Source organism: Tessaracoccus oleiagri (genome assembly GCF_900103275.1).
Taxonomy (GTDB): domain Bacteria; phylum Actinomycetota; class Actinomycetes; order Propionibacteriales; family Propionibacteriaceae; genus Arachnia; species Arachnia oleiagri.
The window spans coordinates 108,268-134,322 of record NZ_FNGP01000005.1 but is presented as its reverse complement, the minus strand read 5'-3'; the positions used below and the strand labels follow the sequence as shown (position 1 = coordinate 134,322).

General features: G+C 68.6%; 30 protein-coding genes. 20 read left to right on the top strand and 10 right to left on the bottom strand.

Going from position 1 to position 26,055, the window contains the following annotated elements:
• Positions 1 to 151: 151 nt before the first annotated feature.
• Positions 152 to 601, bottom strand: coding sequence for an Hsp20/alpha crystallin family protein (locus BLR46_RS12930; protein ID WP_093252982.1), 450 nt, complete (start codon positions 599 to 601; stop codon positions 152 to 154).
• A 172-nt stretch (positions 602 to 773) separates the two neighbouring features.
• Between BLR46_RS12930 and BLR46_RS12925 the strand changes: the two genes are divergently transcribed.
• The 3 genes from BLR46_RS12925 to BLR46_RS12915 are packed head-to-tail and all read left to right on the top strand — an operon-like array spanning position 774 to position 2,020.
• The gene (locus BLR46_RS12925; protein ID WP_093252981.1) at positions 774 to 1,049 is read left to right on the top strand and encodes a DUF4031 domain-containing protein; all 276 of its coding nucleotides are present in this window, start codon (positions 774 to 776) and stop codon (positions 1,047 to 1,049) included.
• Positions 1,050 to 1,107: 58 nt separating this feature from the next.
• Positions 1,108 to 1,479 (top strand): VOC family protein, encoded by a 372-nt coding sequence (locus BLR46_RS12920; protein ID WP_093252980.1) that lies wholly within the window; start codon positions 1,108 to 1,110, stop codon positions 1,477 to 1,479.
• A 1-nt stretch (position 1,480) separates the two neighbouring features.
• Entirely contained in the window at positions 1,481 to 2,020 is a 540-nt protein-coding gene (locus BLR46_RS12915; RefSeq protein WP_093252979.1) for an SRPBCC family protein, read from the top strand.
• Positions 2,021 to 2,032: 12 nt separating this feature from the next.
• Here the strand turns inward: BLR46_RS12915 and BLR46_RS12910 are convergent, their stop codons facing one another.
• Positions 2,033 to 2,359 (bottom strand): MerR family transcriptional regulator, encoded by a 327-nt coding sequence (locus tag BLR46_RS12910; RefSeq protein WP_093252978.1) that lies wholly within the window; start codon positions 2,357 to 2,359, stop codon positions 2,033 to 2,035.
• The gene (locus BLR46_RS12905) at positions 2,356 to 4,443 is read right to left on the bottom strand and encodes an amylo-alpha-1,6-glucosidase (protein WP_143008301.1); all 2,088 of its coding nucleotides are present in this window, start codon (positions 4,441 to 4,443) and stop codon (positions 2,356 to 2,358) included. The genes BLR46_RS12910 and BLR46_RS12905 overlap by 4 nt, the downstream gene beginning before the upstream one ends.
• Positions 4,444 to 4,666: 223 nt before the next feature.
• Between BLR46_RS12905 and BLR46_RS12900 the strand changes: the two genes are divergently transcribed.
• The 5 genes from BLR46_RS12900 to BLR46_RS12880 all read left to right on the top strand — a co-directional run bounded on the left by BLR46_RS12900 (position 4,667) and on the right by BLR46_RS12880 (position 11,620).
• The gene (locus BLR46_RS12900) at positions 4,667 to 5,782 is read left to right on the top strand and encodes a glycosyltransferase family 4 protein (protein WP_093252974.1); all 1,116 of its coding nucleotides are present in this window, start codon (positions 4,667 to 4,669) and stop codon (positions 5,780 to 5,782) included.
• 89 nt (positions 5,783 to 5,871) lie between these two features.
• Complete coding sequence (locus tag BLR46_RS12895; protein WP_093252971.1) at positions 5,872 to 7,866, top strand: potassium transporter Kup; 1,995 nt, start codon at positions 5,872 to 5,874, stop codon at positions 7,864 to 7,866.
• A 22-nt stretch (positions 7,867 to 7,888) separates the two neighbouring features.
• Positions 7,889 to 8,635, top strand: coding sequence for a ZIP family metal transporter (locus tag BLR46_RS12890; protein WP_093252968.1), 747 nt, complete (start codon positions 7,889 to 7,891; stop codon positions 8,633 to 8,635).
• Between the two features lie 33 nt (positions 8,636 to 8,668).
• The gene (locus BLR46_RS12885; protein ID WP_093253289.1) at positions 8,669 to 10,834 is read left to right on the top strand and encodes a RecQ family ATP-dependent DNA helicase; all 2,166 of its coding nucleotides are present in this window, start codon (positions 8,669 to 8,671) and stop codon (positions 10,832 to 10,834) included.
• A 54-nt stretch (positions 10,835 to 10,888) separates the two neighbouring features.
• A complete protein-coding gene (locus BLR46_RS12880; RefSeq protein WP_218118463.1) occupies positions 10,889 to 11,620 on the top strand; it encodes a TVP38/TMEM64 family protein in 732 nt (243 codons plus the stop codon).
• 3 nt (positions 11,621 to 11,623) lie between these two features.
• Here the strand turns inward: BLR46_RS12880 and BLR46_RS12875 are convergent, their stop codons facing one another.
• A complete protein-coding gene (locus BLR46_RS12875; RefSeq protein ID WP_093252965.1) occupies positions 11,624 to 12,250 on the bottom strand; it encodes a hypothetical protein in 627 nt (208 codons plus the stop codon).
• A gap of 184 nt (positions 12,251 to 12,434) precedes the next feature.
• On the opposite strand from BLR46_RS12875, the gene BLR46_RS12870 reads away from it, so the two are divergent.
• From BLR46_RS12870 to BLR46_RS12850, 5 genes are all read left to right on the top strand, one after another.
• Complete coding sequence (locus tag BLR46_RS12870) at positions 12,435 to 12,623, top strand: hypothetical protein (protein WP_143008300.1); 189 nt, start codon at positions 12,435 to 12,437, stop codon at positions 12,621 to 12,623.
• Between the two features lie 134 nt (positions 12,624 to 12,757).
• Positions 12,758 to 13,726 carry an ABC transporter ATP-binding protein gene (locus BLR46_RS12865; RefSeq protein ID WP_093253284.1) on the top strand — a complete coding sequence of 323 codons (969 nt, stop codon included), beginning with the start codon at positions 12,758 to 12,760 and terminating at the stop codon, positions 13,724 to 13,726.
• The gene (locus BLR46_RS12860; RefSeq protein ID WP_093252959.1) at positions 13,723 to 14,514 is read left to right on the top strand and encodes an ABC transporter permease subunit; all 792 of its coding nucleotides are present in this window, start codon (positions 13,723 to 13,725) and stop codon (positions 14,512 to 14,514) included. The genes BLR46_RS12865 and BLR46_RS12860 overlap by 4 nt, the downstream gene beginning before the upstream one ends.
• Before the next feature lie 70 nt (positions 14,515 to 14,584).
• Positions 14,585 to 14,782 carry a hypothetical protein gene (locus BLR46_RS12855; protein ID WP_143008299.1) on the top strand — a complete coding sequence of 66 codons (198 nt, stop codon included), beginning with the start codon at positions 14,585 to 14,587 and terminating at the stop codon, positions 14,780 to 14,782.
• Between the two features lie 98 nt (positions 14,783 to 14,880).
• Entirely contained in the window at positions 14,881 to 15,879 is a 999-nt protein-coding gene (locus tag BLR46_RS12850; protein WP_143008298.1) for a hypothetical protein, read from the top strand.
• Positions 15,880 to 15,939: 60 nt separating this feature from the next.
• On the opposite strand, the gene BLR46_RS12845 is transcribed toward BLR46_RS12850, so the two are convergent.
• Positions 15,940 to 17,379 carry an HNH endonuclease signature motif containing protein gene (locus BLR46_RS12845; protein WP_093252951.1) on the bottom strand — a complete coding sequence of 480 codons (1,440 nt, stop codon included), beginning with the start codon at positions 17,377 to 17,379 and terminating at the stop codon, positions 15,940 to 15,942.
• Positions 17,380 to 17,469: 90 nt separating this feature from the next.
• Between BLR46_RS12845 and BLR46_RS12840 the strand changes: the two genes are divergently transcribed.
• Together BLR46_RS12840 and BLR46_RS12835 are read left to right on the top strand one after the other, a co-directional pair.
• Complete coding sequence (locus BLR46_RS12840; protein ID WP_093252948.1) at positions 17,470 to 18,081, top strand: DUF1989 domain-containing protein; 612 nt, start codon at positions 17,470 to 17,472, stop codon at positions 18,079 to 18,081.
• On the top strand, positions 18,078 to 18,842 hold the full coding sequence (locus BLR46_RS12835; RefSeq protein ID WP_093252946.1) for an SDR family oxidoreductase: 765 nt from the start codon (positions 18,078 to 18,080) through the stop codon (positions 18,840 to 18,842). The genes BLR46_RS12840 and BLR46_RS12835 overlap by 4 nt, the downstream gene beginning before the upstream one ends.
• Positions 18,843 to 19,072: 230 nt before the next feature.
• On the opposite strand, the gene BLR46_RS12830 is transcribed toward BLR46_RS12835, so the two are convergent.
• From BLR46_RS12830 to BLR46_RS12820, 3 genes are read right to left on the bottom strand one after another with little or no spacing between them, the layout of a single operon-like run.
• Positions 19,073 to 19,429 carry an immunity 53 family protein gene (locus BLR46_RS12830; protein ID WP_093252943.1) on the bottom strand — a complete coding sequence of 119 codons (357 nt, stop codon included), beginning with the start codon at positions 19,427 to 19,429 and terminating at the stop codon, positions 19,073 to 19,075.
• A 39-nt stretch (positions 19,430 to 19,468) separates the two neighbouring features.
• Complete coding sequence (locus BLR46_RS12825; protein WP_093252940.1) at positions 19,469 to 19,711, bottom strand: toxin; 243 nt, start codon at positions 19,709 to 19,711, stop codon at positions 19,469 to 19,471.
• Positions 19,708 to 20,010 (bottom strand): DUF6290 family protein, encoded by a 303-nt coding sequence (locus BLR46_RS12820; protein ID WP_245701707.1) that lies wholly within the window; start codon positions 20,008 to 20,010, stop codon positions 19,708 to 19,710. The genes BLR46_RS12825 and BLR46_RS12820 overlap by 4 nt, the downstream gene beginning before the upstream one ends.
• 200 nt (positions 20,011 to 20,210) lie before the next feature.
• Here BLR46_RS12820 and BLR46_RS14915 point away from each other — a divergent pair, with 200 nt between their 5' ends.
• Positions 20,211 to 20,465 carry a DUF6602 domain-containing protein gene (locus tag BLR46_RS14915; RefSeq protein ID WP_143008297.1) on the top strand — a complete coding sequence of 85 codons (255 nt, stop codon included), beginning with the start codon at positions 20,211 to 20,213 and terminating at the stop codon, positions 20,463 to 20,465.
• A 355-nt stretch (positions 20,466 to 20,820) separates the two neighbouring features.
• On the opposite strand, the gene BLR46_RS12815 is transcribed toward BLR46_RS14915, so the two are convergent.
• Positions 20,821 to 21,813, bottom strand: coding sequence for an arsenic resistance protein (locus tag BLR46_RS12815; RefSeq protein WP_218118462.1), 993 nt, complete (start codon positions 21,811 to 21,813; stop codon positions 20,821 to 20,823).
• A 111-nt stretch (positions 21,814 to 21,924) separates the two neighbouring features.
• Here BLR46_RS12815 and BLR46_RS12810 point away from each other — a divergent pair, with 111 nt between their 5' ends.
• From BLR46_RS12810 to BLR46_RS12795, 4 genes are read left to right on the top strand one after another with little or no spacing between them, the layout of a single operon-like run.
• On the top strand, positions 21,925 to 22,350 hold the full coding sequence (locus BLR46_RS12810; protein WP_093252937.1) for a MerR family transcriptional regulator: 426 nt from the start codon (positions 21,925 to 21,927) through the stop codon (positions 22,348 to 22,350).
• 37 nt (positions 22,351 to 22,387) lie between these two features.
• A complete protein-coding gene (gene cmtR / locus BLR46_RS12805) occupies positions 22,388 to 22,747 on the top strand; it encodes a Cd(II)/Pb(II)-sensing metalloregulatory transcriptional regulator CmtR (protein ID WP_007633539.1) in 360 nt (119 codons plus the stop codon).
• Positions 22,744 to 24,645, top strand: coding sequence for a heavy metal translocating P-type ATPase (locus tag BLR46_RS12800; RefSeq protein ID WP_176761785.1), 1,902 nt, complete (start codon positions 22,744 to 22,746; stop codon positions 24,643 to 24,645). Before cmtR ends, BLR46_RS12800 begins: the two co-directional genes overlap by 4 nt.
• Positions 24,642 to 25,205, top strand: coding sequence for a signal peptidase II (locus BLR46_RS12795; RefSeq protein WP_093252934.1), 564 nt, complete (start codon positions 24,642 to 24,644; stop codon positions 25,203 to 25,205). Before BLR46_RS12800 ends, BLR46_RS12795 begins: the two co-directional genes overlap by 4 nt.
• A 195-nt stretch (positions 25,206 to 25,400) precedes the next feature.
• Here BLR46_RS12795 and BLR46_RS15470 read toward each other — a convergent pair whose 3' ends face one another.
• Positions 25,401 to 25,526 carry a zinc finger domain-containing protein gene (locus BLR46_RS15470; RefSeq protein WP_223289965.1) on the bottom strand — a complete coding sequence of 42 codons (126 nt, stop codon included), beginning with the start codon at positions 25,524 to 25,526 and terminating at the stop codon, positions 25,401 to 25,403.
• Between the last annotated feature and the right edge of the window lie 529 nt (positions 25,527 to 26,055).

The following is a 26,055-nucleotide window of genomic DNA, read 5'->3' as shown; positions in this document are numbered from 1 at the left end:
TGCGTACTCCACCGGCCGTTTGCGGAATTTTATTCCGTGGTTCGAACCTTGCTCGGAACCGTACACCATCGCTCGGTCCGTTTGGACCCTCTTCGAGTCCGAACGTGACAGTGCCCGGAAGCCTGGGCTTCCGGGCACTGCTGGATGAGGGTCACTCGCCGGACTCGTCGTCCTCCGTCTCGGCGGTGATCTGGTGATGGCCGCTGCCGCGGGTCACGGAGACCTTCCGCGGCTTCGCCTCTTCAGCCACCGGGATGGTGAGCGTCAGCACGCCATCGTTGTAGTCCGCGGTGATGCGGTCGACGGCCAACCCGTGGCCCAGAGTGAGCTGGCGGGCGTAGGTGCCGTAGGAACGCTCACGGGTGAGCCACTCGATGTCGTCGCCCTGCACGTCGATGCTGCGTTCGGCGCGGACCGTGAGGGTCCGGTCCTCCACGTCGATGTCGATGCTCTCGGGGTCGACCCCCGGGAGGTCGATGCGGGCGACGAAGGAGTCCTTGCTGCGGAACAGGTCGAGCGGCATCGCGGCGATCGCAGGGCTGCGGAGCGTCGAGTTGAACATGCGTCCGAGCTCGCGGAACGGATCGTACTGCGTGGTCATTCGTATCTCCCTTCTACGGATGGTGGTTGGTGGTTGGACCATGAGTTGAGTCTAGCACACTCAACTCAGTTATTGAGTCGACCACGCTCAATCTTTTCTGGAGCGATATCCCATTGATTCCGGCAGGTGCCTCGTCCACGATTGGAGGGGTCGGATCCTGGAAGGAGCGATTGTGGCGATCCTGCTCGATCCCCCCGTTTGGCCCGCCCACGGGACGGAGTGGGCGCACCTCGTCTCGGACGTCTCCTACGAGGAACTCCACGACTTCGCCCGGCGCGCGGGGCTCCCGAGTCGCGCCTTCGAGCGCGATCACTACGACGTCCCGAAGGAGCGCTACCACGAGCTGCTCGCCCTCGGTGCCCAGCCGGTGCGCTCGACGGAACTGGTCCGCAGGCTGGTGGACAGCGGCCTCCGCCGCCGCAAGCACGAGGCGGGAGGAGCGGCCTGACGCGGGCGCGGCACCGATCGTTGTCCGCATGCGCCCACGTCGTGTGAGACTCGGGGGCATGAGAATCAGACATCAGGTGGTGGTCTTCGACGCCGAGGACCTCGCCGAGGAGAGCACCTTCTGGGCGGGCGTGCTGGGAGGCACGGTCGACGAGGACGACGACTGGCACATGGTGTTGGTGGACGGGCGTGCCACCATCGGCATCCAGCTGGCGCCGAACCACGTCAGGCCCGAGTGGCCCGAGGGGCAGCCGCAACAGGTGCACCTCGACCTGTGGGTGGACGACATCGACGCCGCCCACGAGGAGGTCATCGGCCTTGGGGCCCGCCTCCTGCAGGAGGCTCGTGGGGGTGACGAGCCCGACGACTTCCAGGTGTACGCCGACCCTGCCGGGCATCCGTTCTGCCTGTGCTGGTCCAAGACACACTGAGATGCCGGCGCAGTACCACTTCCTGAGCGAGTACCGGTTCCGGGGCGACCCGGAACGCCTGTGGGAGCCGCTCGTCGACGTGGAACAGTGGCCGGCCTGGTGGTCCTGGCTGAAGCGGATCGAGGTGCTCAGGCCCGCCACCGGCCCGGACGGGCTCGGGTCGTCGATCCGCAGCACCGTCCGCGCGCCGGCCGGCTACGGACTTGTCTACACCATCGAGGTCGAGTTCGTGGACCGCCCCAGGCGCATCGACATCACCTCGACCGGAGACCTCATCGGCGTCGGGCGGTTCCAACTGGGAAGTGGGCCGGAGGCCGTCGCCACGCTCGCCTTCACCTGGCTCGTGTCCACGCCGAAGCGCTGGATGTCGGCAGCGGCCCCGGTGGCGAGGCCGATGTTCGTGTGGAACCACGACCGCATGATGCGGGCCTTCGGTGAGGGACTGGCCGAGCGGTCCGGCCTCGAACTGTTGGAAGTACGCAACTCGTCGCTGCGCCCCGGCGACCCGGGCTTCCAGGTCATGCCGCCGGCGCCCGCGTGATGGGCGCCACTCCTACTCCCCCAGCCTGAGCCGCGCCTCCGCCAACTCTGCCTCGAGGAGGGCCACCCTGCGGCGCAGGTGCAGCACATGGCGCACGCCGGGCAGGGTCACGCCCTCGCCCGTGAGCTCCAGCACTTCCCGGAGGCTGGCGAGTTCGTTCAGTGAGTAGCGTCGTTGGCCGCCCGACGACCGGCCCGGGGAGACGACGTCGAGCTCGTCGAGCCGCCGCAGAGCCGCCGGCTGGATGCCCAGCAGTTCGGCCACCTGGCCGATCGTGTAGAAGGGCTGATCGGCGTGGAGTTCCGGCGGTGAGCCGGTGGCGTCGTGCCTTCTGCTCATGAGGCCCGCCTCACGGCGGGCTCGACCTCGTCGGGGAGGCCGTCGATGACGCACTGGGCGGTGTCCGCCCGCACGTTGGCCAGGTCCCTGCCGACCGGCAGTTCGGTGAGGCCGACGCTGCCGATGACCGGAGGTGTGGGCTCGACGTGGCACCTGCCCCGCACGACGTCCACCTCGAGCCCGATCGCCGTGCGCAGCATCTCGAACGGCACGGCCGCCGCCCAGGCCTGCGGGGAGCAAGACGTCGGGTACGGGACGGGCGCGGGTTGGTGGGCCCGGTCGAAGCCGCAGAACAGCTCGGGCAGTCGCCCGCGGAAGGACTCGAGCGCGTCGAGCAGTCCCTCGACCACCGTCATCGCGGCGTCCTTGTAGCCGTAGCGCGCCATGCCGGACGCGCCGAGCATCGTGTCGTGCGGCCACACGGAGCCGTTGTGGTAGCTCACCGGGTTGAACCGCCTCGCGTGCGAGGAGAGCGTGCGGATGCCGAAGCCCGTGAACATGTCGGGCGCCAGGAGCCGTTCGACGACGGTGCCCGCGGTCTCGTCGGGGATGATTCCGGTCCACAGGCAGTGCCCGACGTTCGACGCGACGGACCGCAGTTGGGCTTTGTCGGCGTCCAGGGCGAGCGCGTAGAACCCCTCGTCGGGCATCCAGAAGGCTTCGTGGAAACGCTCCTGCAGCCGCGCGGCGCGAGCGCGGAGTTCTGCCGCCGCCGAGGCGTTGCCGACGAGCACCTCCTCGAGGTCGGCGGCTGCCAGCATCGCGGCGTAGGCGTAGCCCTGCACCTCAGCGAGGGCGATCGGAGGGGCCGCGAGCCGGCCGTCGCGGTGGACCATCGAGTCTCCGCTGTCCTTCCAGCCCTGGTTCAGCAGGCCGCGGTCGCTGGTGCGGCGGTACTCGACGAAGCCGTCGCCGTCGAGGTCGCCGTAGCGGCCCAGCCACGCAACGGCGGCGTCCACCGCGGGCTTCAGCGGCAGCAGTTCACTGGGGGGGACGCCCCAGCGAAGGGCCATGCCGACGAGGGTGACGAAGAGGGGCGTCGAATCGATGGATCCGTAGTAGACGCGCTCACCGCCGAGGGCCAGTGACGCGTCGGTGCCGAGCCGGACCTCGTGCAGGATGCGGCCGGGCTGCTCCTCGCTCATGGGGTTCTCCTCGGTGCCCTGCAGCCGCGCGAGCGTGCGGAGGGTGCCCATCGCGAGTCTGGGGGCGAACGGCATGAGCATCGCGCTGGTGAGCAGCGAGTCGCGACCGAACAGCGCCATGAACCACGGCGCCCCGGCCGCCACCACGTCGTCCTCCGGATGGGCGGGGTCGGAGATCCGCAGTGCGCCAAGGTCGCGGAGGCTGGTCTCCAAGGACAGCGAGAGCACCGTGTTCTCAACCGCGATGTCCGCCACCTGGTCGCGCCAGTCGCGCATCCGACGGGCCGGTTCGGCCTGCTCCAAGGGCGTCTCGAGAGGGAACGACTGCGTGAGTTCGCTTCCGGCCACCGAGGGGCGGGCCTCGACGGTGACGTGCCAGGCGCCGCCGGCCGGGACGATCGCCTGGAACAACAGCGCCCCCGGCACCGTCCTCGCGCCCCGCGCCGCGACCCGGAGGCTGCGCTCCTGACCCTCACCACCCGAGCGGAGGGCGAGGGTCAGGCCGCCCTGGTCCGCCGAACTGTCGACGTCGAGGGCCCGTGGTGGCCGCCGCTCCTTCACCTCGAAGAGGTCCGCGAAGTCGGCCTCGACGTGCAGTGCCACGTCGACCCCGGCCGGCTCCTGGCCGTGGTTGTGGATGGTGATGTCCTCGCGGAGCCCCGTGCCGATCATGCGGTGGCGTTCCACGATCAGGGTGGGTTCGAAGTTGCCGGGGCGCGCCGGCAGGCGCCCGATGAAGCGGGCTTCGAACGGCTCGGCGGGGATGTGCGACAGCGGCTCCACCTCGGCGCCGTCGACGCGCAACTGCCACTTCGAGAGGACGCGCGTGTCGTGGACGAACAGTCCGTCGCTGTGGTGCGGCGTGATGTCGCCGTTGGTGCCCGAGACGCAGAACGTGGACCCCTCCACGAGGGTGACCTGCGTCTTCGGCTGGAACACGGGCTTGATCCCACGCGGGCGGGTGTGGCTGCTGTGCCGTTCCTGCGGCGCGGTGACCTCGGGCGGTGTGATGATGACCTCCTGCGGCGGACTAGAGATATCTTCCTGCCAGTGTTAGGCATAAAGTTACAACTGTGGTTGCAGGTATGGCAACCGCATCGACGCACATCACGACGGAAAGGCTGTACCTGCCACAGCACTTCGCATGACTTGGAGGTCGCGCATGTCTCTCATCACCGAACCGACGTTCGACGCACTGCACACCGACGGTGACTCGCTGCGCATCGGCGTGGTCGCGCCCCCCTGGTACTGCATCCCGCCGAAGGCTTACGGCGGCACCGAGGCCGTTGTCGCCGCGGTGGTCGACCAATTGGTGGCGCGCGGCCACCACGTCACCCTGGTGGCGTCCGGCGAGCCGGGCACCGCGGCCCAGCGCTACGTCCAGGTCTACGAGGAGCCTCCCTACGAACTGCTCGGCCACGACGTGATGCCGGAGCTCGTGAACGCCGCCGAGGCGCACGCGGCCCTTTCCGATCTGGACCTCGACGTGATCCACGACAACTCGGCGGCGGGGCCGCTGTCGGCACCGGCCCGGAAGTGCCCGACGGTCGTGACCACCCACGGTCCGGTCGCGGGGCCGAACGGCGACTACTACCGTCGGCTGGGCGCCACCGTCGAACTCGTGGCGATCTCGGAGGCTCAGCGTCGGCAAGCGCCCGACCTGCACTGGGCCGGGATGGTCCACAATGCCGTGGACGTCGCCTCGTTCCCCTTCAACCCCGACAAGTCCGACTACCTGCTCTGGATGGGGCGCTTCTGCCCGGACAAGGCGCCGGACCTCGCGATCGAGGTGGCGCGGCGCAGCGGGCGGCCGATCGTGTTGGCGGGCAAGCTCAACGACCAGCGGGAGCGGGAGTACTTCGAGAGCAGGGTGCGGCCGCTGCTGGGCCCGGACACGGACTACGTCGGTGAGGCCGATTCCCTGCTCAAGCGGGAGTTGTACGCCAACGCCGCGGCGTTGGTCTTCCCGATCCAGTGGGAGGAGCCCTTCGGCATGGTGATGGCGGAGGCGCTCGCATGCGGGACGCCGGTCGTCGCGACCCCCCGGGGATCCGTTCCCGAGATCGTCCGGCCCGGGCACAACGGCTTCATCGCGCGCGACGTGGAGGGCCTGGTCGACGCCGTGGCGCGGCTCGACGAGATCCGACCCGCCGACTGCCGGGCGGACGCCTTGGCGAGGTTCGACCTGCCGGTCATGGCCTCGGGCTACGAGCGCGTGTTCCGCAGGGTCATCGGTGAGGGCGGGACGGTCGCCAAGCGGCTCACCACCGCCGCCTGACCCCGGCCGCGGGGACCCCTTGCGCAGGGGTCCCCGCGGCGGGACACTTCTAGGTGGACCGGTTGCCCCGGCCCGTGGAGGAGGTCCCCATGGCCAGCAGGCGCGACCCGGCCGCGACGGCCGCCGGCCCCGAGTTCCCGATCACCCCGGCGCAGGCCGACGCGTTGACGCCGCCCACCGCGTCGGAGCGGCTGGCGAGGAACCCCAAGGCGCTGGCGGCGCTGGCGCTGGCGGCGCTGGGCGTGGTGTTCGGCGACATCGGGACCAGCCCCCTGTACGCGCTGCAGACGGTCTTCAGCGCGGAGCACAACGCGGTGGAGCCGTCCCGGGAGGACGTGTTCGGGGTCGTCTCGATGGTGTTCTGGGCGGTGACGATCGTGGTCTCGTACGGGTACGCGGCACTGATCATGCGGGCGGACAACGACGGCGAGGGAGGCATCCTCTCGTTGGTGGCGCTGCTGCGCCGCCACCTGGGCCGGCGACCGCAGACGGTGGCCGGCGCCCTGATCCTCGGCGTCGTCGGCGCAGGCCTGTTCTACGGCGACAGCCTGATCACACCCGCGATCTCCGTGATGTCGGCGATCGAGGGACTCTCGGTCGTCGACGAACGCTTCCACTCGATCGTGCTCCCACTGTCTCTGGTCATCCTCGCGGGCCTCTTCTCGGTGCAGCGATTCGGTTCCGGCCACGTCGGGCGGTTCTTCGGGCCGATCATGGCCATCTGGTTCGTCACGCTCGCGGCACTCGGGATCCCCCACGTCCTGCGGAACCCCGAGATCCTCTGGGCGGTCTCGCCGCACCACGCGCTGGTGTTCGGGTTCAGCCATCCAGGCATCGCCTTCATCGCCGCCGGGGCGGTGGTCCTCACCGTGACGGGCGTCGAGGCCATGTACGCGGACATGGGCCACTTCGGACCGCGCGCGATCCGCCTGGCCTGGTTCCTGCTGGTGTTCCCGGCACTCATGGTGAACTACATGGGCCAGGGCGCCGAGATCCTTCGCAACCCGGCCACCGCGGCCAACCCCTTCTTCCTGATGGCGCCCGAGTGGGCCCGGATCCCGCTCGTCGTCCTCGCCACCATGGCGACGATCATCGCGTCCCAGGCGGTGATCTCGGGGGCCTTCTCCGTGTCGCGGCAGGCAGTGCGCGCAGGACTGCTCCCCCGGCTGAACGTGCAACACACGTCGAAGGAGGAGGGCGGCCAGATCTACATCGGATCCATCAACTGGATCCTCTTCGTCGGTATCGCCACGTTGATCCTGGTCTTCCGCAGCGCGGAGGCCCTGGCCAGCGCCTACGGGCTCGCGGTGACCGGCACCCTCCTGATCGAGATGGGCGTCTTCCTCGTGCTCGCCCGTCTGGTCTGGGGGGTGGCGGTGTGGAAGATCGCTGCCGCTGTCGTCCTCGTCCTCGGAGTGGAGGCCGTCTTCTTCGCCGCCAACATGGCCAAGCTCCTCCACGGCGGCTGGCTGCCGCTGGCGGTCGCCGGCGCGGTCGTCACCGTGATGTTGACCTGGCGCTCGGGTTCGCGCATCGTTGAGGAGCGGCGCCGCGAGGCGGAAGGATCCCTGTCGGAGTTCATCGAGGAGATGCGTCGGCGGGCGCTACCGCGGGTGCCCGGCCTCGCCGTGTTCCCGCACTCGAACAAGGAGACGATCCCGCTGGCACTGCGCCAGAACGTCGAGTTCAACCGCGTCCTGCACGACCGGATCGCCATCGTCACGATCGTGAACGAGAACGTGCCGCACATCCGCCACGTCGATCGTGCCGTGGTGGACGACCTCGGCTACTTGGACGACGGCATCATCCACATCAGCTACCACGTCGGCTTCAACGACAGCCAGCACGTCCCCCGGGCGCTCGACTGGGCCCGGGACAAGTCACAGGAGGTCATCGATTTGGAGGAGTCCGACGCGCACTACTTCATCTCCACCCTCCGACTCACGAAGCGCGACGAGCCGACCATGCCTCGCTGGCAGCGGGCGGTCTTCCTCTGGCTCGCACGCAACTCTGCCGATCGCACGACCGTGTTCCACCTCCCCCGCGAACGCTCGGTCGTCATCGGCGGCCGGGTCGAGATCTGACGCGCGGGCGGGCGGAGACCTCATGCCCCAGTGGTTGGCCGCCGGCGGTGCCGGGTTGCTCGCCGGCTCGGCCCTGCTCCTCGGGAGCCTCATCGCCTGGTTCGTGGACGTCCCGCGGCGCATCGTTGCGGTCGTCATGTCGTTCGGTGCCGGCGTCCTCATCTCCGCCCTCTCCTTCGAGCTGGTGCTCGAGGCCGTGGACCAGGGCGGCGTGCTCGCAACCGTGCTCGGCTTCGCCGTCGGTGCGGTGGCGTTCGTCGGGTTCAACGTGCTCCTGGCACGCGCCGGCGCGCGACACCGCAAGCGCTCCGGTGGCCAGCAGCCCAGTGCCGACGAGGGAGGCGGGGCCGCCATCGCGCTCGGTGCGCTGCTCGACGGCATTCCGGAATCCATGGTGCTCGGGCTCAGTTTCCTGACCGGAGGCGGCCTGAGCGTCGCCATGCTCGGGGCGGTGTTCGTCTCGAACGTGCCCGAGGGGCTCTCCAGCACGGCCGGCATGAAGAAGGGCGGCCGCTCGCCCGCGTACGTCTTCGGGATCTGGGGCGGCATCGCGGTGGTCTCGGGGCTGGCGGCCCTCGCCGGCTACGCCTTGCTCGACGGCGCGGCCCCCACGACGATCGCGTTCGTCAACGCCTTGGCTGCGGGCGCGATCCTGGCGATGATCACCGACACGATGGTGCCCGAGGCCTTCGAGGAGGCGTCGCTGTACTCGGGGCTGATCGCCAGCATCGGCTTCCTCGTCGCCTTCAGCCTCCATGCGCTCGGCTGAGCACTGTCGGACGCGCATGGCACGCTGGTGGGCATGACTGAATCTCCCCGGATGCCCGGATCGTCGAGCCTGCACGAGGATGCCCTCGCAATCCTCCGGAGCCTGACGGGACGCGAGGAGGCGCAGTTCCATCCCGGCCAGTTCGAGGCCATCGAGGCGCTTGTCGCCCGGAAGGAGCGCGCCCTCGTCGTGCAGCGGACGGGTTGGGGCAAGTCGGCCGTCTACTTCATCGCCGCCCTCCTCCAGCGGCGCGCCGGAGCGGGACCGGCGCTCATCGTCTCCCCCCTGCTCGCCCTGATGCGCGACCAGGTGGCCGCCGCCGAGCGCGCCGGGGTGCGGGCCGTCGCGATCAACTCGGCCAACGCCACAGAATGGCGCGACGTCGAGCAGCAGTTGGCCGACGACACCGTCGACGTGCTGTTCGTCTCGCCCGAGCGGCTCGTCAACCCCAGGTTCCGCGACGAGCAACTGCCCCGGCTGGTGTCGGCGATGGGGCTCCTCGTGATCGACGAGGCGCACTGCATCAGCGACTGGGGTCACGACTTCCGACCGGACTACCGCCGTATCCGTGACCTCATCGCCGAGCTGCCTGCCGGCGTGCCCGTGCTCGCCACCACGGCCACGGCCAACGCCCGGGTCGTGGCCGACGTCGAGGAGCAGATGGGCGCCGGGGGCCGCAGCGTCTTCACTCTCCGTGGTCCGCTCGCGCGTGCGTCCCTGCGGCTGGGCGTGCTCGACCTCGGCACGACGTGGCGCAGGGTGGCCTGGCTGGCCGAGCACCTCGACTCCCTGCCGGGCAGCGGGATCATCTACTGCCTGACCGTCGCCGCGGCCGACGACACCGCCGCCGCCCTCGCCGCCGCGGGCCACGAGGTGCTCCCCTACTCGGGACGGACCGACGCCGCCGAACGGTTGCAGGTGGAGGAGGCATTGAAGGACAACCGGGTCAAGGCGCTCGTGGCCACGTCGGCGCTGGGGATGGGCTTCGACAAGCCGGACCTCGGGTTCGTGGTCCACCTCGGGGCGCCGAGCTCACCCGTCGCCTACTACCAGCAGGTGGGCCGTGCCGGGCGCGCCACGGAGAGCGCCGACGTGCTCCTCCTGCCGGGGCCCGAGGACCGGGAGATCTGGCACTACTTCGCCACCAATGCGATGCCCACGCAGGCGAGGGCCGACGCGGTGCTCGGGGAGTTGGCTTCGGCGGGAAGACCCCTCTCGGTGCCCGCACTGGAGGCCCGGGTCGACCTGCGGCGGACGCAGCTGGAACTCCTGCTGAAGGTGCTGGCCGTCGAGGGGGCCGTCGCCTACGAGCAAGGCGGATGGGTCTCCACCGGCCGCCAGTGGGTCTACGACCGCGAGCGCTACGAGCGGATCGCCGCCGCGCGCCTCGCCGAGCAGGAGGCGATGCTCACCTACCAGCGCGGCGAGTCGTGCCGCATGGCGTTCCTGACGCAGCAGCTCGACGATCCGCACTCGGCTCCTTGCGGCCGTTGTGACGTCTGCACCGCGGCGTGGTACCCCACCACCGTCACGGTCGAGCGCATGGAATCGGCGCGTGCGACGCTGGACCGGGTCGGGGTGCCGCTCGCGCCACGGGCGACGTGGCCGAGTGGCCTCGATCGGCTGGGCGTCACCGTGGAGGGGAAGGCCGTCAAGGGCAGGATCGCACCCGACGAGCAGGTGCTCGAGGGCCGTGCGCTCGCCCGCCTCACCGACCTCGGCTGGGGCGGTCGCCTCCGGGAGCTGTTCCGCAGCGATGCCGAGGGCCGTCCCGTCGACGAGGAACTCCCGCCCGAGCTCGGCGCGGCGTGCCTCCGGGTGCTCAAGGAGTGGGACTGGGAGCAGCGTCCGGTCGGTGTGGCGTGGATCCCCAGCGCCTCGAGGCCGCGGCTCGTGGGGACGCTCGCCACCGGGATCGCCACCGCCGGCCGGCTGGCGCTGCTCGGTCCGCTCTGGCTCGATCCGGCCGCAGGAGGGAAGGGTCCGGGTTCGGGAAACTCTGCCTTCCGGGTGCGCGACGTGTGGCAGCGGTTCGCCGTGCCGCCGGAGATGGGTGCCGCGCTCGCGTCGGCCCCTGGCCCGATCCTGCTCGTGGACGACCTCGCGGACTCGCGCTGGACCATGACGGTCGCGGGCCGGTTGCTCCGCCGCGCCGGGGCGCCGGCGGTGCTCCCCTTCGCCCTCGCATCGGTGGCCTGACGGATGAAGATGCCACTTCCCCTCCGGCCCGCAGGGTGAGAGAGTAGCCCGGTGATGCGCATGCCGGCTGGGGCCGACCTTCCCCGATGGAGTTCGATCCTGCGGGTCGGGCTCCTGGTCGTCTTCGCCACGGTGATGCTGTGGCTCGTGCTCTCCGTCGACATGCCGTCGATCGGCGAACTGCGCGGGTCGCTCGGTGAGTTCCGCTCGTCGCTCTCAGGCCTGGGCTGGCTGGCGCTGCCGGCGTTCGCGCTGGCGTACGCGGCCGTCGCGCTGACTCCGATCCCTGTGACCGTGATGGCGGTGTCCGCGGGGCTGCTCTTCGGGACCTTGCTCGGCAGCGCGGTGTCGGTCGTCGGCGTCCTCCTTGGGTGCTGGGGCGCCTACTGGCTCGCCCGGGTGATCGGCAAGGAAGCGGTCAGGCGGCTGCTGGGCCGACGTTCGGATCGCATCGAGGACCGGCTCGCCGATCATGGCTTTTCGGCCGTGTTCCTCTTCCGGGTGATGCCGGGCATGCCGTACTGGCCGGTCAACTACGGTGCCGGCGCGTTCGGCGTCACGCAACGGGACTTCGTCGTGGGCACCATGGTGGCCGCCGTGCCGGGCCAGCTCTCACTGGTGGCCATCGGCGCGTTCGCGGCCGAGCCGTCCCTGCTCAACGGGATCATCGTCGCTGCGGCTTGGGGTGTCGTGCTGGTCATGACGGTGTGGTCGTACCGGAGCCTCAGGGGCCTGTCGGACCGGGAACTCCCGGGCGCCAGCCTCGCCGCAGCCGGCGACGAGTGAGGGTCAGGTCCGACGAGGAGCCCGCCGCCAGCCGGCGCTGGTCTCCCCCGCTGGGCGACGCCGTAGCTGGATGATGATCCCTGCGACCGCGAGCACGAACCAAACCGCCGACCACCACCACTGCCCTGCCGGGAGGTCGCCGCTCGACATCGCTGCCCCGTCCGCGACCCCTACCAGCAGCATGGCGCCGCTGACGATGGCCGAGGCGCCGCCTGCGGCGCTGACGAGCACCAGCAGCAAGTAGGGCACCCGGGCCACCAATGCGATGACGGCGAGGAGCGCGGCGGTCCCGATCCCCACGACCGCTGCAGTGCCGGGGGTGGCGCCGACGGCGAGCGCCGCCCAGGTCCCGAGCCAGTAGCCGACGGACCCCACGGCCACCACGACGGCGAACGCGTAGAACGCATACGCCAGCCAAGCGAAGACGAGGGCGCCGACCACGGTGCCGATCCAGCTGCCCGGACCGTCGAGCCACGCTTCCCCGGCGACTGCCCCACCGATCGAGGCGCCGACGGAGAAGCCCACGAAGGCGCCCCAGAAGGCGATGACGAGACGCAGAGCGACTCCGCCCCGGAAGCACAGCAGCAGGCCGGCCAACAGGGCGAGGATCCCGAGCCAGACATCCGACATGCGCCGAGCGTACCGCCGCCCTCGGACGAGAAGCGTTTGACGGGGACTGAACGTTCCCTCTGCACAGGTCCGGAGCGTGGACGCTGGGTACTTGCGTGCCGTCTTACCTCGCATCCCTTCCCCGGCCTGCCGGTGGCGACTTACATTCGCGCTACCACGCATTCTCAGCAGAAGGGGGAACTGTATGAAGAAAATGCTCATCGCTGGGGCAGCCGCGCTCAGCCTCGTCGCAGTCAGCGCGCCATTGGCCGGGGCTGCCGAAGGGGGCGCGCCGGCCCTCCACGGCGTCGATGGCAAGACGTTCGGCAAGGTCGTGAGCGACCTCGCCAAGTCCAGCCCCGGCGCACTCGCCGACCACGTCAGCGGCCGCTGACCCGAGCCCGAAGGCCCCCGACCGCCCCGGCGGTTCGGGGGCCTTCTCGCGGTGATACGGAACGGGGTGGCGACGGCCCCAGCCAAGTGCCTTCGGTGTAGCGTTGCCGCTGCGCACGGAGTGGTGAGGTGGCGATGATCAGGGCTGAGGGGCTGACCAAGGAATTCGGTGACGGGGACGCCCGGGTCAGGGCCGTGGAGGGGCTTGAGCTGTTCGTGAACGAGGGCGAGGTCTTCGGCTTCCTTGGTCCCAACGGTGCGGGCAAGACCACCACCGTGCGCATGCTCACCACGCTGATCTCCCCCACCTCCGGCCGCGCCTGGGTCGACGACATCCCGCTCGGCAGCGGCCGGGACGGTGCTGTCCGGGCGAGGATCGGGGTGCTCACGGAATCGCCCGGGTTGTACGAGCGCCTCACGGCTCGGCGCAACCTGCAGATCTTCGCGGAGCTCTACGGATGCGAGCGGCCGCGCGAGCAGGTCGAGAAGTACTTGAAGCTCTTGGGCCTGTGGGACCGGCGCGACAGCGTCGTCGGGACGTTCTCGAAGGGCATGAAGCAGAAGTTGGCGATCGCGAGGGCACTCGTCCACGAACCCCCGGTCCTGTTCCTCGACGAGCCGACGTCCGGGCTGGACCCCGAGGCCTCGAAGACGGTGCGCGACTTCATCGATTCGCTCCGCGGTCAGGGCCGCACGATCTTCCTCTGCACCCACAATCTCGACGAGGCCGAGCGGCTCTGCGACCGGGTCGCAGTGTTCCAGCGGCGACTGATCGCCGTCGACACCCCCGGTGCGCTGCGTGCGCGCGTCTTCGGGCGGAGGACCCGGGTCCAACTTGCGCCGGGCAGTGACGCGCCGAGCCTCGCCGCCGTCCTGTCCGCCGTGCCGGGTCTCGGTCCGACGGAGACTGATGTCGGTCCGGAGGGCAGGCCGGGCTTGGTCGTGACGGTGGGTGAACCGGAAAGCCAGAACCCGCTGATCGTGAGGACGCTCGTCGAGCACGGCGCCGACGTCGAGTACGTCACCGAACTCAGCCACTCCATGGAGGAGGTCTACCTGCGCCTCCTGCACGGCGCGCCGCAGGAGGAGGTGTCGGCCCGATGAGTCCAATTGGGACGATCGTGCGGAAGGAATGGGCCGAGGTGCGCAGCAACCGGCTCGTGCTGTCGGTCGTCGTGGTCATGCCGCTGGTGATCACCGCGATCCCCGTCGTCATGCTCGCCGTGATGTCGCGGGTCGGCATCAGCGAGGCCGACTACGCCGAGTTGGGCCGGTTGTTGGAGGACCCACGGTTCGCGGGGTTGAGCCCCACGGAGGCGATGCAGTCAATCCTTGCCTCGAACATGCTGGTGCTGTTCCTGCTGATGCCCGTGATGGTGCCGCTCACGATCGCCACCTACAGCATCGTCGGCGAGAAGATCACGAGGTCGCTGGAGCCGCTGTTGGCGACCCCCATTGCGACGCATGAACTGCTCGCCGGCAAGGCCCTGGCCGCCGCCATCCCCGGAGTGCTCACCGCGTGGACCAGCTACGCCCTGTTCCTCGTCGGTGCCCGGATCTTCTCCGTGAGCGACCGCGTCTTCGCGATCTTCATCGACCCCATGTGGCTGGTCGCGCTCCTCCTTCTGGCGCCCCTCCTGACGGTGATGGCGGTGGCGGTAGGCACCATCGTGAGCAGCCGCACGACCGATCCGCGGGCGGCCGAGCAGTTGGGCAGCTTCGTGGTGCTACCACTGCTTCTCCTGGTGATCGGTGTGATGACCGGTTTCCTCCAGCTCGGCGCCGCGCTGTTCTTGGGTGCCGCAGGGCTCGTCGCACTGGTCGACGTGGTGCTCGTTCCCCTAGGCGTGCGGCTGTTCCAGCGCGAGACGATCCTCACTTGGTGGAAGTAGCGACAAGCGGCCTGACCCGGACCGGTGCGGGGCTAGGATGGCGGCCACTCAAGTGACGCTGGAGGAACCCATGTCCGAGAAGTCCGAAGTCCAGAACCTCGATGACCCCGGCGCGATGAACGAGCCGCCGCTCGACGTCACCCCCGATGCCCAGGACACCGGCCACGTCATCCACGGCGGTCCCCGGAACTACGGCGAAGAGGGCTCGGGCAGCGTCGACGAACTCCGGGACACCGACATCCACGACGAGGATGCGCCGGAGCGCTGACCCGGGGCGAACAGGCGGTTCCCACTGGGCCGTCAGGAACTGCCTCCTGATGGCCTCCGCGACGCTTAACCTGTGATCCTCATCACAGGGGGGAACCGATGAACAACACCAATTCGCGGCGTCTTGCCGCGATCATTGCGACGGGCGGACTGCTCGCTGCTTCTGCTATCGCTCCGACGGCCTCGGGGGCCCCGAGCGAACACATCGTCAACGAAATCAGCGACATGTCGTGCGTCTTCGAGACGGCGGAGACTGACCTCGTCTTCTTCGGCGCGTCCGCGTCCGCCGACGGCTCGGGCTCATTCATGTTCGTGGAGACGCTGGACTACGAACTCGTCCTGGAGGGCTTCGAGGGCAGCGCGACTTTCGGTGAGGACGGCACGTTCTCGGCCGAAGTCGAACTGATCGACGTGGAGACCGGCGAGCCGGCCGGCACGGCGACGGTGGAGGGTGTCCGGACCGTGTCCGGCGACCCGGTCACCGAGGAGGTCCGTGGCCGATCCGGCAACAGCTGGGAGGAGAAGGGCACCATCACCACCACCGACTACGACGTGGACATCACGTCGGTCACGGTGCCCGGTTACGAGGTGTTGGTGGGCGATGACGACTGCACATCGCAGGATCTCGCCTTCGACGTCAGGAGCACCAACCCTTCGGCACAGATCTACCGCGACAGCGGCTTCCAGACCGAGGTCTGCGAGCTCGAGGGCCTGGAGAACGGGGCCGTAATGCTGGAGGGCGACCTGCGAGAGCCGATGTTCGACGTCGTCATCGACGACGGGGTGAACCCACAGGAGAGCGAAGGCACGATCCGGTTGCGTGGCGGCTCCGGTGAGGCGACGACGGAACTCATCGACCTCGTCACCGGCGAACCGATCGCGGACCTGACGATCTCGGTCGACCTCGCCAGGAGCGGGACGCGGCAGATCGAGAGCGAGTCCTTCGACGGCATTACCTTCAGGATGGCAAGGACCACTTACGTGGCGACCATCGAGGTGACCACGAGCGATGGCCGCAGCGGCACTGCTGAGTGCGGTGCCGTCGAGTTCACAGAGACCATCATCATGCGGCCGGGATCCGGCGGCGACGACCACTGATACAGACGGCATGAGGGGCGGTTCGGGGCACCCGGACCGCCCCTCATCTTGCGTTCCGGATCAGCATGACTGGAGTTGGTGCTCCTCCACCCTGAGGTCGCCGCTCACGTCGGTGGACACGTCGCGTGGGTGCCAGGGGTCTTCGTCTGTCGGCTGCCATGGATCTGGTTCTGGGCAGACTCGTCCCTCGTCGGGTGGTGGGGCCGTCAGGTCTTGGAGGCGGAAGCGGCGGTGTTGTCGCGGCCTCCGGGCGGGGTCGATGTGGCGGGGTGGGACGAAGATCGGTCTGCCGGTGGCCTCGTCGATGGTGATCTCCCACTGCCACTCGGGGGCGCGCTCCGGGTCCGGCTCGACCAGCCGGTGGTGGTGCGGGCAAAGCAGCACGAGATTTTGCATCGAGGTGTCCCCGCCGGCCCACCAGGGCCGGATGTGGTGCGCTTCACACGCCGCCGGCCTGGCCGTGCAGTGCGGGAACACACACCCCTGGTTCCGGTGCGTCAACGCCGCCCGCAGGGCTCTGGGGACGAGCCGGTACTCCCGCCCTACATCCAACGGCTGCGAGTCGGACCCGAGGACCAGCGGGATCAGTCCCGCGTCGCACGCCATCCGACGCGCCTCCCCCGCCGACAACGACTCGCCGCCGAACCCGAACACTCCGGCGGCCCCGAGGCCGTCGGTAAGGAACGAGAGCGGGAGCGTGACCTGCACGTGCGGACGGTCCCCGCCCTGAGCCGGGACCTCGCCGGAGGCGGCCGCGATCCCGGCCAAACGCATCAGCGCATCCGCGCGCCGCGCCTCGGGGCTCGGGACCTCCCCCTCGTCCAAATAGGACGAGGCGGGTGGCATCAGGGCGTCGAGCTGGGCCTGCAGGAGCGCGGCGTCGGCCGTCGGGAGTTGGCCCGAGAGCCGCATGGAGCCGTGATGGTCCGGGGTGAGGCGTAACGCCCGCCCGGCCTTCGCGAGCCGTTCCTCCCGCTTGAGGCGGGTGGCTTCGAGTTCGTCGGCCCCGTCGGGGTCGAGCAGCTCCCACATCCGAAGGGCCGCGACGGTGAGCTCGGCCGGGCCGAGCTCGTCGCAGAAGGTCAGGAGATGCCGCTGGCACCGCTCGAGCTCCTGCCGGCCGAGCGCGGTCGGGAGTCGCTTCAGCCCGGTGATGATCGCCTCGGCCTGCGCCACCGAGATCGTTCCCTCGGCCAGGGCATCGGCGAGGACCCAGAACCGGTCCCCGAGGTCCCTCCCCAACCGCAGCACACCGGAGGCCTGGCCGCTCGTGGTGCGCGGCGAGTTCCGCACCTGATCGACTGCGGCCGCCGCCCCCGCAGCCTGGGCCTCGCCGATCAACTGCAGACGCAGCCCTGCCAACCGGGCCTCCGCCACCTCCAGCCGGGTCAGTACCGACTTCACCTCGGCGACGTCCTCCTCGCCGCCGATCCTGAGCGCGCGCAGATCCGTCAGGGCGGCATCGATGGCGCCCTCCAGACTCCGCAGTGAATCGCTCATGTGAACTATTCAATCAGGCACCTCTGACAGTCTTTGCGCGTCCACGCCCACCGCCAAGAAGATCCTTCGACCCTGGCTAACCTTGCCTCCATGACCCCGTCGGACCCTTCCCTCAGACAGCGCCGGATCACGATCCCGCCCTTCTCCGGTGATCTGATCGAGATGCGCCCTGGAGAGCGACTGACCATCATCGACGACGAGGGCGGACAGGTCGTCGACTTCTTCGCCGAGTCAGCCACCGAGCCCGACGAGATCCTCTCCAGCGGTGTCACGATCGACTGCAACGAGTCCCTCAGGCTGAACGTTGGGGACACGCTGTACTCGGACCGCTACCAGCCCATGTTCGACCTCATTGAGGACACCGTCGGTGAGCACGACCTGCTCCACCCCTGCTGTCGTCCGGAAATGTACGACCACTTCTACGACAACGGCGCGAACCACCCATCCTGCCTCCAGAACCTCAACACCGCTCTCGGACGCGACCGCGGGACCATCACCCCGGTCAATCTCTTCATGCACACGGTCATCCATCCCGACCTGACGATCTCCGTCGAGGAGCCCCTGTCCAAGGCCGGCGACCACGTCACCCTGGTCGCCCGGATGCATCTGCGAGTCGCGCTTGCTGCCTGCAGCGTGACCGAAAGCAAGTGCAACAGCGGTCGCTCCACTTCAGTCACCGCCATACTGGATCCAGTCGTATGACGATCGGCACGGTGCTCATCACCGGCGTCGGCCGCTCGCGAGGCATCGGCGCCGGTATTGCCTTGCACCTCGCGGAACAGGGATGGGACCTTGCCCTTGGCTATCTCCCTGACTACGACGACCGCGCCGGGCTTGAGCGCGGCCCAGACGACCCTCACGACATCGCTGAACGATGCCGGGCTGCGGGTGCCGACGTCGAACTGCTGCCAGGCGACCTCGCCGACCCCGACGTACCAGCGAAGCTCATCGCCGCCGCAAACCGACGTGGTGATCTGACGGGTCTGGTGCTCTCCCACGCTGAGAGCGTAGACTCCTCTATCCTCGACACGACCGTGGAGAGCTGGGACCGGCACTACGCGGTCAACACCCGAGCCTCTTGGCTCCTGATCAAGGCATTCGCTGAACAGTTGCCCGCGGCGGTTAGAGCCGCTCGTACCGGACGCATCGTCGCGTTGACGAGCGATCACACCGCCCACAACGTGCCCTACGGCTCAAGCAAGGGAGCTCTGGACCGGATCGTCATCGCGGCAGCGATCGAACTGGCTGCTCACGGAGTCTCAGCGAACGTGATCAACCCCGGACCCATAGACACCGGTTGGATGGACGACGAACTGCGGACCTTCCTCACCCAGCAGACACCGGCAGGCCGCCTCGGGACCCCCAAGGACACCGCCGACCTGGTCGGCTTCCTGCTTTCACCCGACGGCGGATGGATCACCGGCCAAGTGCTGCATTCCAACGGAGGCTTCGCAGCCAAATAGCCGCAATCCTGCGGTGCGGCATGAACATCTCAGTTCGGTGATTGCGATACACCTGCACAAGGGATCCGTGCCGTCGCCTCACACGCACTCGGCGGCATGACAAGATGTTGGGTCGCCGAGTACGCCTTTCCGGATGGCACTCCCAAAGGCGAGCAGCGGTCACCGGACTATTGGAAGTGACTCCGACCTGGAGCTCGCCAAAAAGCGCGATGAACTACGTGTGCATCGAACTAGTTGACGCCACGGGTTTTTCCGTCGACCCAAACCCGAAAGATGTGCAACACTTCGCCCAGGTTGAGCGGGCCGCAGTCGGCCTTGAAAATACTGCGGGAGACCCGCGCTACGTACCAGTCGTGTTCGCTGCGGATAACCTCCTGACCAAGGAACGGCTGGCCATCCTGTTGGGTCTCGTTGAGGTCGATCGAGACGCTCCATCCGGGATTGTCTAGCGTGGTGATCTTGACTCCGTAGCCATGTTCCCAATCACCGTTGGTCTGCGTCGCATACCAAGCCTGCAACCAAGTAAGCGTGCCGGGCGCCTGCTCATCCCAGAGGTCAGCCAGTGGCGGGGATGCTCGCTTGATCATGGCGAGAGCGTAACAGCCAGCGTGCGGCAGATCAGTGCGTCAGGGTAGGAGGTCGAGGTACTTCCTGCGGGCGGGAATCGCGTGGATGACCATCTCCTCGCCGCTTTCAAAGACGAGGACGACGGTCTCCAGCAGTCGCGCAGTGGTGTCGAAACCGAGGCGCAACTCCCGTTGCGGCGGCCCATCAGCGTCGAGCGGTTCGATCCACAGGGACCACTCGGCTGCTTGCACGGCGTCCTCGGAGGAGATGCCGTGCTTCAGCGCGCTGGCGTGGACCTTCACGCCGCGAAGCGGGCGAGCGCAGCCCGGATCGCCTCGGAGCGACTCATGTCGTGTTGTGAGGCGGCTGCATCCAGCGCTTCCAGTTCCTCGGCGGTCAAGCGGACAGCGACCACCTGCATCGGCTCGGCCCCGCGACCTGGACGCCCACGACCACGACGCTTCAACTCCTCGACGTCATAGCCGGCCTCGGCCTCATCCGCCCACTTCTGGATCTGCTCTTCACTCACCACATAGATATCGTATGACGAAAATGTTCCGCGTTCCAGAGCGGCACCGAGGGAAACCGGCTTCGTGTCCACCAACTTGTCTTGGGCCGGGAGGCGACCACCCCCCGCGCGGCCCGCGACCAAGCAGTATGTTCGCACGTCCGCCGCGTCTGCATCGTTCGCGCGCATCGACACGACCGCACCAGGAGCGGCATGACCGAGCGTCTCCAGCGGACATAGCGCCGTTCTCGTCATGCGAGTTGCCGGCGGGCGGGTATGGCATATTGCTGACTATGAGTGCAGACAAGTTCATTGCTCTGATCGGCGCGGCCGCGCGTGAAATCAAGGACGATTATGAGGCTGCACGAAAGCACGCGCGAAACAAAGACAGTCAACGTGCCGGCCATGAGGGCGAGGCGGCATGGGTCAATCTCATAAGCAAGTGGCTCCCCCTGGGCCAGATCGTGACGCGCAAGTACATTGTCGGGCCGAGCGGTGAGACGAACGAGATTGACTTGGTGATCCTAAGGCCCTACTTCCCACGATAGATACATTGAAAAACTGGGAGAGTACGACGATGGCGTTTTCGCTGGTCAGAGGCTACTTCACCGCTAAGTGACGTGCGTATGATGTGTGCTGCCTCCACACCAGAGTACGGCCTCACGACGTCAACCTACCAACTGCCCGATCGAAGGAAGGATCGGGCATCCGCGACCCGTGCGCACAGGACGCCTTCGCCATCGAAGCAGTCCCGGCCTCCACTTCTCCTTCTCTTGGCCTTCTGTTCGATCAGGTGGTAGTGGGGACCTGAGCGACGCCCGCCGGCCGCCCTGACGAGAGCCGAGGCCCGCCTTCGGCACTTCTCTGATTGAGGGATCCCGGCACCCCCGTTGCACGAGGCTTCTACGACACGGACTTCGCCGGTCCTATCTCAGGATCGTGAGCCACGCGGATGATCCACGGGATCAGTCGCACGAAAACCACCATGACGACCAGCTCGACCAGGGTCTGCGTGACGACCACGAGGGGCGCGAGGTCGAACGCCGCGGGCAGCGCGAGCACCAGCGGCAGCACGACGAGTGAGTTCCGGGTCGCGCCGCTGAACACGATCGCCCGTCTGCCCGGCACGTCGAGGCCCGCGACTCTGCCCGCCAGCATCCCGACCGGCACCATCACGGCGGCGAAGAGGACGTAGACCGGCACCGCGAGGAGCAGAGAGCCGAGCCGCGCGCTCACGCCAGCGATCTGCGAGGCGACGACGACCGCGAGCGTGGCGACCATGAGCGGCACCATCGCGCCCATGACCGCCTGTTCGACCCTGCGCGCGGCGCGCGATCTGGCCGCGGACAGCTGGGTCAGCGCCGCGCCCACGAGGGGCAGGGCGATGATGAGCACGAAGGCCTCGACGAACGGCGCGAACTCCACGGACCCCACGAACTCCGCTCCGACGAACAGCCATAGGTACAGCGGCAGCAGGAGCATCTGGGTGAGCATCAGCAGCGGGGCGGCTGCCAAGAGCTTCTCCTCGTCGCCGCCGGCAAGCCCGGCGAAGACGATCACATAGTCGATGCACGGGGTCAGCAGCACGAACAGCACGCCGACGAGGAGCACCTGGTCGTGGGCCACGATCCCCGACAGCAGCCAGACGACGGCGGGCACCAGCACGAAGTTCACGACGAGGATCGCGGCGAGGAAGCGCCAGTCGCGGAAGGCGTGCCCGATTCTGCCGAACGGGATGCCGAGGAACGTGGCGTAGAGCAGCAGCGCGAGCACTGGGTGGATCGCCAGCTCGGCCGGGTAGGCGACCACGGGCCAGGCCAGCCCGACGACGGCCCCGATCGCCAGCCCCGCGACATAGAGCGCGACCTGGTGCCGCTCCATCCATTCCACGCTCATCTGCATCTGTTCTCCCTCATCACGTGCAAGGGCGGGCAATCCCGCCTACAGAAAAACGTTAGACCTTGAACCCGGGTTGAAGGTCAAGCTAGCGAAGCATAGGCTCGAAGCATGAAGATCTCCGAGGTCGCCGAGCGCAGCGGAGTGCCGGCGAGCACGCTGCGCTACTACGAGCGCCTCGGCTTCCTCGCGGCGCGCCGGAGCCCGAACGGATACCGGGACTTCGACGAGGGCCACCTCGAGCGGCTCGACTTCATCGCTTCAGCCAAGCGGCTCGGACTCGAACTGCCCGAGATCCGCCGCCTCTTGGAGCTCGCCGACACGGGCACCTGCACCGGCGTCAAGGTCGCGCTGCAGCCGCTGCTGGCCGAGCAGATCGCCGCCGTCGAACGGCAGATCAGCATCCTGACCGTACTCCAGGAACAACTGAGCGCGGCGCAGGCCCACGTCGACGACTGCCCGGACAGCGACGAGCAGTGCCGGTCCGAGTGCGCGTTCCGGGCCTTCGCACGGACCGCGCCGGTGCCCGATCAGTAATAGCCAATAAGTCAGCCATTGCTGTATAGTTCAGTGCATGCTGACTATTGCTTCTCGCCTCGACGTCATGAACCGGCTGGGCCGGGCCATGGCGGACCCGACGCGCTCCCGGATCCTGATGACCCTGCTGGACGGGCCGAGCTACCCGGCCGTGCTCTCGCGCGAGCTGGAGCTGACGCGCTCGAACGTGTCGAACCACCTGACCTGTCTTCGTGACTGCGGGATCGTGGTCGCCGAGCCCGAGGGGCGGCAGACGCGCTACGAGATCGCCGACCCGCACCTCGCGGCGGCGCTCACGGCGCTGGTGGACGTGACGCTGGCCGTGGACGAGCACGCGCCGTGCGTGGACGCCGAGTGCACGGTGCCGGGCTGCTGCGGGACGGGAGCGGGCGCGTGAGCGCGGCGTGCGGCTGCGACGAGCCGGAGACCCGGGTCGGCGAGGAGGAGCGGGAGCGTCCGTGGTGGCGTGACCGCGGGATCATGGTCCCGGTGCTCTCCGGCGTCGCGTTCGGCACGGGCCTGGTCCTGGAATGGACGGGTGCGGAGATCCCGGCGCTGGCGGCGTTCTGGATCGGCCTGCTGCTGGGTGCGTCGACGTTCACCCCGGGCGCGATCCGCAAGCTCTTCAAGGGCAAGCTGGGCATCGGGCTGCTGATGACGATCAGCGCGGTGGGCGCGGTCATCCTCGGCTACGTCGAGGAGGCCGCAGCGTTGGCGTTCTTGTACTCGATCGCCGAGGCGCTGGAGGACAAGGCGATGGACCGCGCCCGTGGCGGGCTGCGGGCGCTGCTCAAGCTGGTCCCGGAGACCGCGACCATCCGGCGGGATGGCGCGTCCGTGGAGGTCGCCGCGAAGGATCTGGCCGTTGGTCAGCTGATGCTCGTGCGTCCGGGTGAGCGGATCGCGACCGACGGGATCGTCCGCACGGGCCGGTCGAGCCTGGACACCTCGGCGATCACCGGGGAGTCGATCCCGGTGGAGGTCGAGCCCGGCGACGCGGTGTCGGCCGGGGCGATCAACACTGCCGGTGCCCTGGAGGTCGAGACGACCGCGGCGGGCACCGACAACTCGCTGACCACGATTGTGGAGCTGGTCGAGCAGGCGCAGGCCGAGAAGGGCGACCGTGCCCGCCTGGCCGACCGCATCGCCCGTCCGCTCGTGCCTGGGGTGCTGATCCTCGCCGCCCTTGTTGCGGTCATCGGCTCGCTGCTGGGCGACCCGGAGCTGTGGATCACCCGCGCCCTCGTGGTGCTCGTCGCCGCGTCGCCGTGCGCGCTGGCGATCTCCGTCCCGCTGACCGTCGTCGCCGCGATCGGCTCGGCGAGCAGGTTCGGCGTGATCATCAAGTCCGGTGCCGTGTTCGAACGGTTCGGCGTGATCCGCCACGTCGCCGTCGACAAGACCGGCACCCTCACCCGCAACGAGCCCGCCGTCACCGCCGTCCTCACCACGGACGGCGTGACCGAGGCGCAGGCCCTGGCCTGGGCGGCATCCCTGGAGCAGCACAGCACCCACCCGCTGGCCGCCGCGATCACCGCCGCCGCACCCGGAGCCCCCGCCGCCCTGGAGGTCACCGAGCAGGCCGGGCACGGCATCGAGGGCACCCTCGACGGGGCCCGGGTCACCGTCGGCAGCCCTCGATGGCTGGACGCCGGGACGCTCAAGGACCAGGTCGCGGGCCTGGAGGAGCAGGGCATGACCGTCGTGATCGTGCACCGCGACGGCGTCCCGGTCGCCGCGATCGGCGTCCGCGACGAGCTGCGCCCCGAGGTCCCCGAGGTGGTCCGCACCCTCGCCGCCCAGGGCGTCGGGGTGACGATGCTCACCGGCGACAACGCCCGCACCGCCCGGGCGCTGGCCGCGCAGGCCGGGATCGAGGACGTGCGCGCCGAGCTGCGCCCGGAGGACAAGGCCGCCGCGATCAGCGAGCTGGGCAGGCACGGCTCGGTCGCGATGATCGGCGACGGCATCAACGACGCCCCCGCCCTCGCCGCCGCGGACATCGGCATCGCGATGGGCGCGACCGGCTCCGACGCCGCGATCGAGTCCGCCGACGTCGCTTTCACCGGCCACGACCTGCGGCTCCTCCCGCGCGCGTTCGACCACGCCCGCCGCGGCAGGCACATCATCAACCAGAACATCATCCTGTCCCTGCTGATAATCACCGCGCTGCTGCCGCTGGCCCTGTTCGGCGTGCTCGGCCTCGCAGCGGTGGTGCTGGTGCACGAGATCGCCGAGGTGATAGTGATCCTCAACGGGCTCCGCGCCGCCAGGACGAGGAAGACCGCCTCGTGAACGTGCCGGATGCCGTCGAGACGGCTGACGCCGGCGTCGCGGACGAGAAGGCCCCGCCTCCTCCCACCCGGCGGGCGGTCGGCGCAGCTCTCGCCGTCGGCGCGCTCGGCCTCGCTCTGGACCAGGGGACGAAGGCCCTCGCGGCCGCGCGGCTGACGCCGGGCGAACGGGTCCCGCTGCTCGGCGACTTGTTCGGCCTGTCCCTGGTCTACAACCCCGGGGCCGCGTTCTCGCTCGGCGCGGGATCGACGTGGATCTTCACGGCCGTCGGCGTCCTCGCTTCGGTGGCGGTGGTCGTGTTCGCCGTGCGGCTTCGGGGCTTGCGGTGGGGCCTTGCCCTGGGCATGGTCCTCGGCGGTGCGGTCGGCAACCTCGTCGACCGGCTCGGTAACCCGCCCGCGATCGGTCAAGGGCACGTCACGGACTTCCTCGCCTACGGGAGCCTCTTCGTCGGGAACGTCGCGGACGTCTTCGTGGTCGCCGGTGTCGGCCTGGTCTGCCTGAACCTCGCCTCGCCGAGGCCGGGCGAGAATCATCGCGTACGAAATGCCCAGCCGTGATGAAACTGGAACAGCTGAACATCGCCACCCACAGGAGATGTTTCGTCACGAAAGTGCGACCTCGGTATTCGGAGTCCGGTTCAGTTCTACTTCACCGAGTTCTTGCATCCGGCGGGGCGTATTCGATCGATGCTGGGGCCTACGTGCATTGATCAAGGCGCGTCGAAGCAACACTCATCGCGTGAAGCAGGGCCTCTATCGTTCCAGCTGGCAAACCGGGCAGAGGTGGCTCGATCGGTTCATGATCTTCTTCCGTACTATCTGCGTTCCGCAGCGCTCGCACGGGTGTCGAGCGATCCCATAGCCAGCCAGAAGGTGCACCCCGTAGCCTGCGTCCCACAATAGGAGCAATGAATTACGGGAGGTGTGACGAAGGGGTCTGAACTGTTCACCGGCGGATTCACGCCGGCGGGCGTGGTGACGTACAGTGCCTATGTTACGAGAACGGAGCCTCAGGACTTCAGCCTGAGAGGAACGGGCGCAGTCGAGGAAAGAGCCGGCCACAAGCGATCTACGGTCCAGGAAACCTCTGCCATCGACGGATGGACATTACATCCCTGCTGCGAAGACCCAGCTTCGACACCTCATTTTCGTTTGCCATCACATTCGAGCAGGTGGTCAGCGAAGATCCGGGTGATGTCCTCGCCTGTTCGCGCGTCAGCCGCAGCGCAGCTTTGCCGATCTTCTGGACGTGCACGTCGTGCACGACCGAGCCGAGCGCCTAGTCCAAGACCGAGACTCGGATCATTGTCCTGATGAGCGGGCGTCCGTCGCGTCCACTCACCTTCTCGGTACGGGCCGGAAGTCTTCCCCGCCATATTCGCCGCCAGATGATCTTGGCGCTGTAGTT